The organism is Flavobacterium sp. WC2421 (assembly GCF_040822115.1).
Lineage (GTDB): Bacteria > Bacteroidota > Bacteroidia > Flavobacteriales > Flavobacteriaceae > Flavobacterium.
Genome location: NZ_CP162004.1, coordinates 1,491,442 through 1,505,191, shown reverse-complemented (window position 1 = coordinate 1,505,191; position 13,750 = coordinate 1,491,442). Strand labels below are relative to the sequence as shown.

Annotated in this window: 10 protein-coding genes; 1 reads left to right on the top strand and 9 read right to left on the bottom strand. The window is 33.3% G+C overall.

What is annotated here, in order from left to right:
- Positions 1–48 precede the first annotated feature (48 nt).
- Both AB3G33_RS06300 and AB3G33_RS06295 read right to left on the bottom strand, forming a co-directional pair.
- On the bottom strand, positions 49–1,920 hold the full coding sequence (locus AB3G33_RS06300) for an alpha-amylase family protein (RefSeq protein WP_367774103.1): 1,872 nt from the start codon (positions 1,918–1,920) through the stop codon (positions 49–51).
- A gap of 166 nt (positions 1,921–2,086) precedes the next feature.
- Positions 2,087–2,842 (bottom strand): NUDIX domain-containing protein, encoded by a 756-nt coding sequence (locus AB3G33_RS06295; RefSeq protein WP_367773463.1) that lies wholly within the window; start codon positions 2,840–2,842, stop codon positions 2,087–2,089.
- A 320-nt stretch (positions 2,843–3,162) separates the two neighbouring features.
- Between AB3G33_RS06295 and AB3G33_RS06290 the strand changes: the two genes are divergently transcribed.
- Positions 3,163–4,275 carry an acyltransferase family protein gene (locus AB3G33_RS06290; protein ID WP_367773461.1) on the top strand — a complete coding sequence of 371 codons (1,113 nt, stop codon included), beginning with the start codon at positions 3,163–3,165 and terminating at the stop codon, positions 4,273–4,275.
- Between the two features lie 109 nt (positions 4,276–4,384).
- On the opposite strand, the gene AB3G33_RS06285 is transcribed toward AB3G33_RS06290, so the two are convergent.
- The 7 genes from AB3G33_RS06285 to AB3G33_RS06255 all read right to left on the bottom strand — a co-directional run bounded on the left by AB3G33_RS06285 (position 4,385) and on the right by AB3G33_RS06255 (position 13,730).
- Positions 4,385–5,293 (bottom strand): sialate O-acetylesterase, encoded by a 909-nt coding sequence (locus AB3G33_RS06285; RefSeq protein ID WP_367773459.1) that lies wholly within the window; start codon positions 5,291–5,293, stop codon positions 4,385–4,387.
- Between the two features lie 12 nt (positions 5,294–5,305).
- Positions 5,306–7,528, bottom strand: coding sequence for a beta-glucosidase BglX (gene bglX, locus AB3G33_RS06280; RefSeq protein WP_367773457.1), 2,223 nt, complete (start codon positions 7,526–7,528; stop codon positions 5,306–5,308).
- 42 nt (positions 7,529–7,570) lie between these two features.
- Entirely contained in the window at positions 7,571–8,491 is a 921-nt protein-coding gene (locus AB3G33_RS06275) for an alpha/beta hydrolase (protein ID WP_367773455.1), read from the bottom strand.
- A gap of 14 nt (positions 8,492–8,505) precedes the next feature.
- On the bottom strand, positions 8,506–9,933 hold the full coding sequence (locus AB3G33_RS06270; RefSeq protein WP_367773453.1) for a glycoside hydrolase family 30 beta sandwich domain-containing protein: 1,428 nt from the start codon (positions 9,931–9,933) through the stop codon (positions 8,506–8,508).
- A 1-nt stretch (position 9,934) separates the two neighbouring features.
- The gene (locus AB3G33_RS06265; protein WP_367773451.1) at positions 9,935–10,783 is read right to left on the bottom strand and encodes an endonuclease/exonuclease/phosphatase family protein; all 849 of its coding nucleotides are present in this window, start codon (positions 10,781–10,783) and stop codon (positions 9,935–9,937) included.
- An 81-nt stretch (positions 10,784–10,864) separates the two neighbouring features.
- Complete coding sequence (locus AB3G33_RS06260; RefSeq protein ID WP_367773449.1) at positions 10,865–11,929, bottom strand: glycoside hydrolase family 16 protein; 1,065 nt, start codon at positions 11,927–11,929, stop codon at positions 10,865–10,867.
- Positions 11,930–11,984: 55 nt separating this feature from the next.
- Positions 11,985–13,730, bottom strand: coding sequence for a cellulase family glycosylhydrolase (locus AB3G33_RS06255; RefSeq protein WP_367773447.1), 1,746 nt, complete (start codon positions 13,728–13,730; stop codon positions 11,985–11,987).
- Between the last annotated feature and the right edge of the window lie 20 nt (positions 13,731–13,750).

Sequence of the window (13,750 nt, the reverse complement as noted above, 5' to 3'; positions counted from 1 at the left end):
AAAAACTCCATTAGAAATAATGGAGTTTTTTTACAGGTTTAATTTAACTTATTTTTTCAGCCACAAAATATCATACGCACTGATGAAATTAATTTCTTGAATATCAAAATCCTCTCCAGTAAGTAAATTAAATAATTTTGTGCTTTTTAAATTTTCAAACACGTTACTATTAAAAAAAGTATCATAGTCTGAGAAATTCGAGATAACATATACTTCTTTCCCTTGAGAATCTGTTTTTTTATATATTAACAAATGACTGTTTTCATAATCGATATATTGCAAATCATTGTTATCTGCGAAAGCTGGAGTTTGTTTCCTAATTCTAATTAATTGCTTTAACTGTTTGTAGACCTGAGCTTGTGCCGATGGAGAATCTTCTATATTTTCGACCAAACTCCAATTCATTTTAGAACGATGGAGCCAGCGATTATCATACTTTTTACTTTCATCATTTAAATAATCATAATTATTAGGCAAACCTACCTCATCACCACTATAAATCATTGGTAATCCTCCTAAAGACAAAATAACGGCATGTTGCAAATTAATTCTCTTTATGGCAATTTGAATTTCTTTCACATTATTTTCAATTAATGCTTTTTCTAAACCACATAAAGCAGCCATGGATCCCGAAATTCGAGCATTACCCGTTTCATGCTCAATCATAAATCGCTGCCCTAAAGCAAAACTCCCATTAAATCCATCACAATAATGTTTCAAGATATACAATCGGTGCTGTAGGCTATTAAGCCCTAATTCAGTCACTAATTTATCATCAAAACCAAATCCTATATCATCGTGACATCTTGCATAATTGATCCAAGTTGTATTTCTAGGTTTTGTAGGAACCGCTCTCATTGATTTTTTAAGCAAATTTGTATTGCGAGTAGCCATTGCTTCCCAACTTAAAGCCATGAAATTAGCGTTATAAGCGATATCACATTCATCCCCTTGTGATAATCCTTGTCCAAAATATTTTATAATCTCATCTGGAGCTACAATCGCTTCAGCTATATAAGCTACACCTGGGGAAACAATTTGCCCACACAATTTAAAAAGTTGCAATAATAAATGTCCTTCGGGTAAATTTTGGTTGAATTTACCAATTTCCTTCCACATAAATGCAACTGCATCAAAACGAAAAATATCGATACCTTTATTGGCCCAAAACAACATAATATCAATCATTTCAGCCAAAACCATTGGATTCTTATAATTCAAATCCCATTGGTAGCCATAAAACAAAGTCATCACCCATTTATCATTTTCAGGCAAATAAGTAAAGTTTCCTGGAGCGGTATCTGGAAAAATCTCAACCATCGACTTTTCATAAGCGTTAGGCAAAGTTCTATCTGGAAAGAAATAGAAAAAATCTTTATATTTTGGATTCCCTTTACGGCCTTCTATAGCCCATTCATGTTCATCAGCACAATGATTCAGCACTAAATCCATGACTAGATTCATATCGTTTTTTTGAAACTCAGTAACCAAAGCTTCAAAATCATCCATAGAACCAAACTTAGGATTCACTTCGCGATAATTTCGCACAGCGTATCCACCGTCATTTTCAAATTCTGGAACATCCAAAAAAGGCATTAAATGCACCGTATTAATACCCAAATCAAGAAAATAAGGGATTTTTGCTTTTAGCCCATTGAAATCAATATTGAAAAGATCAACATATAACATCATTCCAACGATTTTTTCACTTGAATACCAATTGGGATTAGATACACGGTTCAAATCTCGTTTCTTTTGAAAATCAGATCGATTTTCAAAATTTTTAACTAAAGACTGCATTAGCAATTGAAACGCTTCCTCTTTATTGGGGCTATCCGAATATAGTTTTTGAAATAAATCATTTATAATTGGAAAATTTGCTCCCAATCTAAGATGAAAATTAGTGTCATTAATTTTCACTTCTTTCAAAAAAAAATTCAATTTTGATAACTTTTCAGCCTGTTGCATGATTTTTAAATTATAAATATTTATTATTAAATAAAAAGAGATGTGTCTCAAAAATAAAGAAAAATGACCTAATAAAATAGTTAGTAAATTCTTTCCTTAGAACTAAATTGTTACAAAATTACCAGCCTTGAGTCAGTCCATTTTTAACCACTTCTTCATATTTATGTTTATCAAAACTATATAAATTGGGCGCTTTATGAGCAACATTACTTTTCTTTTCATCTAATTTTATCAAAATTCCTATCGCAGTTATTTTACGAAGAAAATTCCTTCTATCAAGCGTTCTACCAAGGATAGTTTCATACAATTTTTGCAATTCTGGAATCGTGAATTTTTCAGGAAGTAAATTATACCCTACTGGCATTAAATTCAATTCTACCCGCAGTGTTTCTAATGCTTTATCTAAAATTTCTTTATGATCAATAATCAAATCAGGAACAGCATTATGATCAATCCATTCTACAATTCCGTTTTTCCCTTCTGGATTGGGCATTGTTTTAAAAAAATCAACTAAAGCATAATAGCCTACAGTTACAAAACGGTTAGAATACCATTCCCCTTCTTCTATTGGAATAGAATGAAAATTTAAAACCTCTTGACTAAAATCCGAATTATTCCTTTTGACTTTTCCAAAAGTTGAAAACTGCCTCAAAAATATACCTTCCAATCCAGTCCTATCGTGTAAAACTGTTACTGCAGCCTGATCAATATCTTGATCTACAGGGACAAATCCTCCTGGCAAAGACCATTTGTTACTATACTTGGTTTTTATTAGCAACACTTTAAGCTGGTTATCATGAAACCCAAAAATGACACAATCAATTGATAAGCCTGGTTGGTATCTTTCCTTGTTATCTAAAATATTTTTTAACATTAAACTCTTTTTCTGATAATTACACTTTCATCTCTTCGATCTTCGCAATTTAGTTTTTTTTATTTAAGAAAATAGAAGAAAGTATTATTTTCAAAGTTCACAATCTATTAAATAAGCTCAAATACTGTAAATATTTAAGAATATGGGATTATTTTAAATTATAATAAATATAATTCTTACAAAATTAACTAAAAGCATCATTCTGAAAACAGAAAAATTATCAAAAAAAGGAATGCAAATAAAAAAAACGTGTACATTGCGTCAAAATTACACAACAACTACAAAACTAACCATTTTAAAAAAACCACATTAATAAACCGATGAAAACAAACGCATTACATTCAAAACCCCACTACCCCATTCTAGACGGTTTACGAGGTGTAGCAGCTATTATGGTTGTTGCATTTCATATTTTTGAAGCACACGCTACAAGCCATCTGGATCAAATAATAAATCATGGCTACCTTGCTGTAGATTTTTTCTTCTTACTTTCTGGATTTGTTATTAGCTATGCTTATGATGATCGTTGGGAAAAAATGTCTATTGGTGATTTTTTCAAACGTAGACTGGTGAGACTTCAACCTATGGTCATTATGGGAATGATTATCGGGGCCATTTGTTTTTATTTTCAAGATTCTATTTTGTGGCCAACAATTCATGAGGTGCCTATTTGGAAAATGATTCTAGTTATGATTATAGGGTTTACATTAATACCAGTCCCTCCTTCTTTAGACATAAGAGGTTGGACCGAAATGCATCCTCTTAATGGCCCAGGCTGGTCCTTATTTTATGAATATATAGGTAATATTCTTTATGCCCTTTTTGTAAGGAAATTTTCAAAAACAGCACTTTCCATACTTGTATTCCTATCTGGATGTGCATTAATTCACCTTGCAGTTACTAGTGAAACTGGTGATGTTATTGGTGGCTGGGCAATTGATTCTACACAAATTCATATAGGACTCTCCCGCTTAATGTTTCCCTTCTTTGGTGGGATTTTACTGCACCGACTAGTGAAAATTACAACTATTAAAAATGCGTTCTTCTGGTCTAGTCTGTTAATTGTTTTTGTTTTAGCAATGCCACGAATTGGGGGTGGTGAAAACTTATGGCAAAATGGCCTTTATGACTCTTTAAGTATCATTATTCTATTTCCCTTAATTGTTTATTTAGGAGCTAGTGGTGAAATAAAAGGTAAAAATGCAGCTCGTATTTGCAAATTTTTGGGTGATATATCCTATCCAATTTACATCACGCATTATGCCTTTATTTATATTTACACTGGATGGGTTGCTGACACAAAAATTAAAATTAGCGAAGCGTATCCTTACAGCATATTAACTTTGGTTACAAGTATTATTGTTGCTTATGCCTGTCTAAAGCTTTATGATGAACCAACAAGGTTGTGGCTAAAAAACAAAATATTAAAATAAGTTATACGCCTTACTTAAAAAGCCGATAGTTTTCTATTAGAAACTATCGGCTTTTCTGTTTTAAAATATTTTTCAAATTAAAGTTGCTCCTTTACAATTAGATGTTTTCTTATTTATTCAAAAGGAAAATTGATTTTGCAAATTCTTTTCCTAAATCAATATATCCATCACTTTTGTAGTGGTATTTGTCTGTATATTTATAAGTACTTGTAGTTCGTACAATGCTTACATGGGGTTCCATTGCTGCAAATTTTTCTTGTCCATATTGAACTAATTCGCCATAAGCCCAAATTTTTCCATCGACATCATCACCAGAATCCGATATTTTTCCAATTACTATAGGCAAATCATTATTTCTAAAAGCGGCTCGCATCAACTCCATCAACCTTTTTAAATTCGAATAATATTGATTGGCAATTAGTTCCGATTTATCGGCATCACTTTCTCCTTGCATCCAGATGATACCGCTTGGAATCAAAATATCTTCGACTCCATCACCGTTTATATCTTTCATGGCCATAGCGTTATTAACTGTTTTGAGAAAATAATCGTATTGATTGATTCCTTTTCCGCTTCTAAAATCAGGTTCCCAAGAACCAAAATAAGCAGTCCCACTACTATCAATAGAAGATCCATTTCTAGCATATTTTATAATTGCAAGTTTTTGATATGGATATAATTCTTGTAGTTTTTTGGCAAACGAAAGCTCAATACCAAATCGATCCGAAAGCATATTGTTCTTTCCATCTGATGCAAATCCTGTTCCATGACCTGGCTTTAAAAAATCCCATTTTCCCAAACCTCCAGCTACATCATTATCCCCAACAGGGTTTCCTTGATAAATAAAAACATTTTTATTTGATTTATTTAAAGAATCTGGAAGCTCTTTCACATAACCAAAACCCTGCATATTGGACTGGCCGCCCAAATAAAATACCCTTATAGTATCTTTTTTAGTTTGTGCAAAAACCATAAATGGCATTATAAATAACAACAATGCATTTTTTAAATTGCTCATTTTATTCTAAAATCAATTCGTTAATTCAAAACTATCTCTCAAACGGATATCTGCCGAAGACGAACCAATCATCAAATCAAAATCACCAGGTTCAGTTATCCAATGTAATGCTGCATTGTAAAAAGACAATTTCTCTTTGTCAATATGAAACTGGATTGTTTTACTTTCTCCCGCATTTAATTTTAATTTTTGAAAATCTTTCAGTTCAATAATTGGTCTTACCACTGAACCCACTTTATCTCTTAAATACAATTGAACTACTTCTTCTCCAGCTATTTTTCCTGAATTAGTTATGGTTACCGAAACTTCAATTGTTTCATTGCTTTTTATTTTATTCTGAGATAATTTCAAATCAGAATACTCAAAAGTGGTATAACTCAATCCATACCCAAACGGAAATCTAGGACTATTTTTCAAATCAGTATAAGCCGAAACATAATTTGTTGCTGTATCATTTGGAGCTGGCCTTCCTGTATTAAAATGATTGTAGTAAATTGGAATTTGTCCCTCTTCTCTTGGAAAAGACATTGGTAATTTTCCCGAAGGATTGTAGTCTCCAAATAAAACATCAGCAATCGCATTTCCTGCTTCAGTACCTAACCACCATGTATAAAGAATAGCAGGGACAGTATCAGCAGTATCATTAAAAATCAGTGGTCTTCCAGCATTGATTAAAACTACAACTGGCTTTCCAGTTGCCTGAATGACTTTTATTAGTTCTTCTTGAACTCCTGGCAAATGAATATTACTACGGCTTTTAGCTTCTCCGCTCATATTCCAACTTTCACCAACACTTAAAACAACAACATCCGCTTGATTGGCTACCGCAACTGCTTCAGCAAAGCCTTCTTTAGTATCTCCAGTTGTCTCGCATCCTTTGGCGTAAAGCAACTGAGTGTTTTTACTAACTTTATTTTGCAATCCTTCCCATTGAGAAACTACTTGTTTATCATAATCCAAATCAGGCAATTCAACAGCCCAAAATCCCATATTCTGTTTGTGTTCTTTAACTAATGGGCCTATGAAAGCAATCGTCTTAATCGATTTTGAAAGTGGTAAAATAGCATTGTCATTTTTTAATAAAACGATACTTTTTGCCGCAACTTCTCTTGCTGCCTTTCTATGTTCTGGATTATTTAATGCTGCTTGCTCCCTTTCAGGATTACAGTATTTATATGGATCATCAAATAAACCCAATTCGAATTTTTTACGCAAAATTCTTTTTACTGCATCGTTAATCAAAGCAATTGGCACTTTGTTTTCTTTCACCAATTCAGCTAAATGATAGCGGTAAGCATTACTTTCCATATCCATATCACTTCCTGCAGTAATTGCAGCCAATGCGGCTTCCTTATTATCTTTTACGTAACCGTGATTGACCATTTCTCCAATAGAACCCCAGTCAGAAACAACAAAACCTTGAAAATTCCATTTTCCTTTTAAAATATCTCTTTGTAAATATTTATTACCAGTAGCTGGAATCCCATTAAGATCATTAAATGAATTCATAAAAGTTGCTGCACCAGCATCTAACGCTGCTTTAAATGGAGGCAAGTAGGTTTCCCATAACATTCTCTCACTCAAATCAACCGAATTATAATCTCTCCCTCCAACAGCTGCGCCATAAGCAGCAAAATGTTTTACACAAGCCATAACTGAATTCACATCCCCTAGCTTCCCTTGAAAACCTTTAACTCTGGCAGCAGCAATTCTTGAACCAAGATACGTATCCTCGCCAGCGCCTTCCATTACACGTCCCCAGCGTGGGTCACGAGCAATATCAACCATTGGAGCAAATGTCCAATGGATTCCGCTTGCAGCCGCTTCAGTTGCTGCAATTCTTGCCGAAAGTTCCATAGCATCTAAGTCCCAACTAGCCGCTTCGGCCAAAGGAATTGGAAACGTAGTTTTGTATCCATGAATAACATCCTGTCCAAATAACAAAGGGATTTTAAGACGGGATTGCATCGCCAATTCTTGATATTGTCGCGTATATTGAGTTCCTAAAACATTCAACATCGAACCTATTAAACCCTGCTTAATTTCTGTTTCCTTATTTAGATTAATCGTTATAGGTCCGGTTGCCTGGTTATTACCAGTATATTGATTGAGTTGCCCAATTTTTTCCTCCAATGTCATTTGCTTTAGCAATGCATTTACTTTTTGATCAATTGATTGTTGTGCAATCCCTATAAAAGAAATCATCAACAAGATTAAAGTGGTTCTTTTTTTCATTTTTTTTTAATTGTACTTTAATAATAGTATTTAGTTATAAACTTAATTACAAAACAAATATTTAGACTTTTCTGCTTTAGATGAAGGTTTTACAATATGGTTTTGAAATTTGTTTCCTGCTAAAACCTCTTTTAAAAATTCTAAAACATAGTGCGGTTCTTTCTCAAATAAATAGCCTGAAAACTCATGCCCTCCACCACAAAAAGTAATTAATTCAATTCCTTTATTAAATTGTGATGCATAATTATATACTGAATATGAACCAAACAACATCAACCATCCAGAGGAATTAGTTGGACAAGTATGGTGCGCAGCTGTTCCATAGGGAACTGTTCCGTCAGCACTACCATGAGCCAAAAGCATTGGAATACAGTTTTTTTCTGTAATCAAATTCAAATCCATAATGGCACCTGAACCTCCCATAAATCCAGCGTATTTAAAATTATCTGGTAAATTATTTTCATATAAATTCATTAATTTATAATCCCAATAACTAGCCTGAAAACCAATTTCGGCACCTGCACTTATTCCACTTATAAATACTTTAGAAGCATCAATATTATAATTATCCGCATTTTTTATCAAATACGAAGTAGCTTGCCACATATCACTCACTCCAATTTGAATGGCTTTAATTTTTTCGGTCAAAATACCATCACAACTAAAGTTTTTATCTTTCATATATAAAGTATAAGAAATACTTGCTGCCGCATACCCATTTTGAGCTAGTAGTTTACAAAACTCTTTTCCGCTAGTACGATCCCCTCCAGAAAATCCACCCCCAAAAGCAAAGAGTATTAAGGGTGTTTTTTGATTGGTTTTCTTTTGAGGCAAATATAAATCCAAATCCAGTTTTATGGTGTCGTTTTTGAAATAAGTTATCGTTTTAACCTCTTGTGATATAGCATTATTGATAATAAAACAACTCAAAAACAGTGTGCAAAAAATCTTAAATCTCATCATTATTTTTTTATTTATTACCAAATATAAGTTGCTACCGCTCCAGAATTTAAAGTCGTAGTAACCCATTTATTATTGTATTTAATATTAAAAGTTTCATTATTTTCTCCATCATTCAGCACTAATAAAACAGTTTTTCCTCCAGAAGTTCTAAAAGCTACATTAGTCAGATGATCAATTAAATTACTAGCAATTCGAGTTGAACCATCAGGAATAAACTTAGAAGCATGAGCAATAATATAGTACCCCACTTCTCTTTTAATTACTCCTTTTTTATCAATCATCAACGCTCCTTTACAAGTGCTACAACCACCTGGTGTAAAAGGTCTATAGAATTCATCATTGGCTAAGCCCCAAGATAGCGCATTTTTACTCCAATTTCGCATGGAACCAATCACCACGTTTTTTTCACTCCATCTTAAATCCGATTCAAAACTGCTCCCCGAACCTGTGTATTGTTCTGTGAAATATACCTCTTTATTAGGAAAAGCGTTGTGCACTGTTGACAGCGCACTGATGTCTCCTTCGTACAAATGAAAAGCTGAACCTGTAACAAATGGCAATGCTTCAGGATCATTCAAAATGGTCAAAGGATATTCTGGTTTATTACAATTATGGTCATAAATTACAATTTTTGTTTTTAAATTGGCTTTTTTGAAAGCAGGACCTAAGTTATTTTTTATAAAATCAGCTTGCATTAAAGCAGTCATTAACAAACTTGGATTATTCCCCGGGTGCAAGGGTTCGTTTTGAGGTGTGATAGCATCAATAGTAATTCCTTTTTCACTCATACGTTGAATGTATTTTACAAAATACTCCGCATATACCTCATAATATTGAGGAAGTAAACTGCCTCCTTTTGTATTTCCATTGTCCTTCATCCAAACAGGTGGAGACCATGGCGATCCCATAATTTTAATCGATGGATTTATTGCTATAATTTCTTTTAGAAGTGGAATCAAATCATTTGCGTCTGAACCAAAATTAAAATGCTCCAACTTCAAATCGGTTTCCCCTTTAGGCATATCATCATACGAAAAAACAGCCTCATTCAAATCGGACGCTCCAATGCTAATTCGCAAATAGCTAATCCCAATTGCATCCTCTTTAGTACCAAATAATTCTTGTAAAAGGGCCGCTTTTTTTGATTTTTCTAATTTATTGATAGCCGTCACACTTCCTCCTGTTAAACTAAAGCCAAAACCATCAATCGTTTGGAATTTTTGAGAGTCATCAACATCAATTGTTGGATTCGAATTAGCAATAGTATTGAATACCAAGTTTTTTTCTTGTTTTTGCAATAGCACTGATTGATCACTTTTAGTCATCCAAAAAGAAACTTCATTAGTGGTTTCCATTGTCTTCCTTGAAGGGCTACAATTGTATTGAAGGGCAATTATAGGCAACAATAACAAAAGCTGTATCGTTTTTAATCTTCTTTTCATATTATTTTTTAAAGTTAAGTTCTACTAAAACCGGCAAATGATCTGATGGGTATTTCAAATCCTTGGAGTCACTCAAAACAGCATATTTCATTACATTTAAATTATTATTTTTTGATATAAAAATGTAATCAATTCTTTTAGTTACTGGCTCATTATGTTTAAAACCATTGAAAGTTCCTTCAGGTCCAAAAGGTTTATTCTGTGAAAGGTCCTTAGTATCATCCATTACTTTTTGCAACTTGATTATTCGATCCTCATTAGGTTCTGTATTAAAATCCCCCATGAAAATTACAGGATATTTCTTAGTATTTAGCGCCGCAATTTTAGAAAGAATTAGCTCAATTCCCTTGGTTCGAGCCACTTCACCAATATGGTCCAGATGTGTGTTGAAAACCCAAAAAAACTGTTTCGTTTTGTTATCCTTAAAAAGAGCATATGTACAAACTCTATTACAAGCCGCATCCCAACCCATTGAAATTTCATTGGGTGTATCTGAAAGCCAAAAAGTACTAGAATCCAGTATTGTGAATTTATCTTTTTTAAAATAAATATTGGAAGACTCTCCTTTTCCAACCCCTTCTCTTCCCATGCCTACATTATTATATTTCAAAAGTACATTTGAGATATCAACAACTTGATTGGGGGTAGCTTCTTGAACTCCAAAAACATCCGGCTCATAGAATTGAATTTGTGATGTAAAAAAATCTTTACGATGAGTCCAATCATTTTCTCCATCACTACTTACATCCAATCGGATATTGTACGTCATAATCTTTAATGATTGCGCTGGTAAAACCGTGCACATTGGACCAAAAATCAGAAGAAAAAAGATATTTTTTAAATTTTTCATTTTATCAAATTATATTATAGATAAGATTGTTCGAATTACAAAACAGCAGCCAAAATATGGGCAATAATAAACAATAAAACCCTAATTATAAACCCTAACATAATCAATTTCAAAAGTAGAAGATGTGAAATTTGGATCAACATCACCTCCCCAAACGCCTCCCATAGCTAAATTTACTATTAGATAAAAGTTTTTATTGAATGGAAATTTATCCGAATTTTGAAAAGTATAATACAAGACATCATCAACATAAAACTTAATATCGGTAGCAGTCCAACTTGCTTTATAAATATGAAATTCTGTATTACTATTAGGAACTTTTATAATTCCTGTATCAGGCGTATTTCCTGATCTTCCTGGTGAATGCAACGAAGAGTGATTTTGATTTAAATTTTTTCCCACAGATTCTAAAATATCTAACTCTCCACAAGCTGGCCATCCTACACTACCAATATTACTACCTAGCATCCAGACAGCTGGCCATGTACCAACTCCAGTAGGTACTTTTGCTCTTATCACAATTGTACCATAAGTAAATTCAAATTTTCCATTGCTTTCTATTCTTCCAGAAGTAAACTTCCCTTTACCATAATCTTCTCTAAGTGCTGTAATTTTCAAAAGGCCGTCTTCCACTTTTATATTCTTTGCACGGGTGGTGTAAGATTGAAGTTCGTTATTAACATAACCCGGATCCCAAGTTTGCAAATTCCATTTAGAGACATCAGGAGCTCCATCTACATTAAACTCATCTGACCAAATTAAATTTAAAGCTACATTAACCACCACCACAACCGAAGAACTAATAAAATTTACTCCATTATATGCTGACACATAAACCGTAAATGTATTAGTTCCTGCCGTTTTGAAAGTATATGAATAATCTCCAGAGGTTTGTTCAATCGTTTTTCCATCAACCAATATTTTATAAGAAACCGCGTTATTCGCCGTGATTTTAAAATTCACTACGCCACCCCCATCTCCATTAGGATTTGCAGTAGATGTACCAACAACTGTAGCTTTAACCGATAAATTTGACGGCACAACTACAGGCACTTCATTTGAAGTTCCTCCATTGTCGCTACAAGACAGAAATGCGAATAGCAAAACAAAAGATAACAATGTTATTTTATAAGCAATTTTTTTCATTATAAATAATATTTTAAAGATGTTGATTTCTATTGATTGACCTTAGTGTAAATAGTTATTTTTTACTTTTTATAAATTCAAAATAATTAAGATTAAAACCTCCTTTGTCAAAAGCTACTTTGATTTTATTTATTCCTTTATTTAAATCTAATCCATGCAAAACAACCGTTTTCCATACCGCATCACCACCCGTTCTTGGAAGTTTTATACCCGATGATTTCATTCCATTTTCCATTTCAAAATGTAGCTTCCCATCTGCTTTTGAACTTGCGTATCGAATTGCAACATCATACGTTTTTTTTGATTTTGAATCTAATGTAAATTGCAACCACTCCTCATTTTCTATAAATGAAACTTGGAATCCATTTGAAATTGCATCCGTACATGGTAAAATATCAACTCCGTCATTACGCATTGAATTTCCTTTATTCCACTCTTCAAAAGTTCCCGTATCCACTTTATAATTTACTACATCCTTATCAAAATAAGCAAATCCATTGGTACCCAAATCGTATTCGGTCGCAAAGATTTTTCCTAGTAAATTATGTTTTTTATAGGCCTTTGTTTCATTCGTTTGCACTTGTCTAAACATCGCATCAACGACATCTGGCTTGACGGTCACATTTTCCATTTTAAAATTTTCCGCTAACTGCATCAGTGCTATTTTAGCAAAATCTGGACTGGGTTTCATTCCGCCATTTTTCCAATATTGAAGTAAAATCTCATAATCAGGATTCTTTTTAACTGAGGTAATTCCTGCGATATTTTCTATTTTTTTCATTGGCCAAAAAGCCCAACCTATATTATTGGATTCTACTAAAGAAATAGCATCTTTGAACCAAACATTAGAATTTTCACCACTTTCTCCCAACCATATTGGAACATTGTATTGCGTTCTATAATCCAACATTTTCTGAATCGCACCTTGTGTATTGTGGTTCCAATATTTATGAAAACTCATAGCCATGTTATCATCCCAAAGCGGAAAAATTCCATTGTAATTGTTGCCCCAGCAATTGCCTTCAATAATAATTAAGTGATTCGTATCTACTTCTCGTATTGCCTTCGTAATATTAACTTGAAGTGCTCTTAAAGGCCCATTTGAAGTTTCATCACATCCATTATTATTGGTTCCCGTAAAATTCCAGTTGGGTTCATTTATAATATCATACCCACCAATCCACGGATTATCTTTATAGCGTACCGCCACTTTTTTCCAAAAGGCAATCATTTTATTTCGATTGGCTTCGCTTTCCCACAAAGACGGCTTAGACGTATCATAATCGGATATATTAGCGTCTCTCCCTTGCCCTCCAGGAGCGGCGTGAAGATCTAAAATTAAATACATTTTATTTGCCGCACACCATTCTAGTAGATGATCAGTCATTGTAAAACCTTCCTCAAGCCATGTATTCTCTCCTGCACTTTTTTCTTCTTCAACAGGTAAAGTATACAAGTTATAATGCATGGGCAATCGAACTGAATTAAATCCCCAAGTCGCAAGAGAATCAATATCTCTCTTTGTAATTCCGTTTTCTTTATATGCTTTATAGAAATCTTCGGTACTCTTTTCACCAATTAAATCAGTGATTTTTTGTTTTATAACATACTGTGGTCCTGCAAATTGATCGGTCTTGAGCATATAGCCTTCTTGAACCATCCAACCACCTAAACCTAGACCTCTTAGAATTAGATTCTGCTCATTCCCATCAACAATATTTTGCCCGTTAGTATGTAAAAACCCTTGACTAAAAGACGCAATTGAGAACAATACTGTAATTATTAAAGCTCCTTTTTTCATATACTAATTTTGAGTTTAAT

What these genes read in the sequence shown, in the direction of transcription:
- AB3G33_RS06265 (WP_367773451.1), bottom strand. Translation starts at nt 10,783, where the DNA reads ATGAAAAATTTAAAAAATATCTTTTTTCTTCTGATTTTTGGTCCAATG.
- AB3G33_RS06260 (WP_367773449.1), bottom strand. Translation starts at nt 11,929, where the DNA reads ATGAAAAAAATTGCTTATAAAATAACATTGTTATCTTTTGTTTTGCTA.
- AB3G33_RS06270 (WP_367773453.1), bottom strand. Translation starts at nt 9,933, where the DNA reads ATGAAAAGAAGATTAAAAACGATACAGCTTTTGTTATTGTTGCCTATA.
- AB3G33_RS06285 (WP_367773459.1), bottom strand. Translation starts at nt 5,293, where the DNA reads ATGAGCAATTTAAAAAATGCATTGTTGTTATTTATAATGCCATTTATG.
- AB3G33_RS06295 (WP_367773463.1), bottom strand. Translation starts at nt 2,842, where the DNA reads ATGTTAAAAAATATTTTAGATAACAAGGAAAGATACCAACCAGGCTTA.
- AB3G33_RS06275 (WP_367773455.1), bottom strand. Translation starts at nt 8,491, where the DNA reads ATGATGAGATTTAAGATTTTTTGCACACTGTTTTTGAGTTGTTTTATT.
- AB3G33_RS06290 (WP_367773461.1), top strand. Translation starts at nt 3,163, where the DNA reads ATGAAAACAAACGCATTACATTCAAAACCCCACTACCCCATTCTAGAC.
- bglX (WP_367773457.1), bottom strand. Translation starts at nt 7,528, where the DNA reads ATGAAAAAAAGAACCACTTTAATCTTGTTGATGATTTCTTTTATAGGG.
- AB3G33_RS06255 (WP_367773447.1), bottom strand. Translation starts at nt 13,730, where the DNA reads ATGAAAAAAGGAGCTTTAATAATTACAGTATTGTTCTCAATTGCGTCT.